Annotated in this window: 1 protein-coding gene; it reads right to left on the bottom strand. The window is 52.2% G+C overall.

Annotated elements, in window-relative coordinates:
- The coding region (locus tag QN347_RS19930) for a GspE/PulE family protein (RefSeq protein ID WP_323494419.1) at window positions 1–272 on the bottom strand (272 nt) is incomplete at both ends.

Raw genomic sequence — 272 nt, 5'->3', positions numbered from 1 at the left:
GCTATTTCACCATCACCTGATTTGCAATGCGAGCATAGCGTTCGCACCAGTCGTTGCGCCAGAATCCCGATGATGGTTGCCTCCAGTAGATAATAGGGAACGCCTAATTCCAGCAGACGCATAATGGCGGATGGCGCGTCATTGGTATGTAAGGTTGATAGCACCAGATGCCCGGTCAATGCTGCCTGGATGGCCATTTCAGCCGTTTGTAAATCACGGATCTCACCCACCATAATGATATCGGGATCTTGCCGCATTAGAGCGCGCACGCC

Source organism: Sphingomonas sp. 10B4 (assembly GCF_035019905.1).
Classification (GTDB): Bacteria; Pseudomonadota; Alphaproteobacteria; order Sphingomonadales; family Sphingomonadaceae; genus Sphingomonas; species Sphingomonas glacialis.
This window is presented reverse-complemented; position numbering and strand designations above follow the sequence as displayed.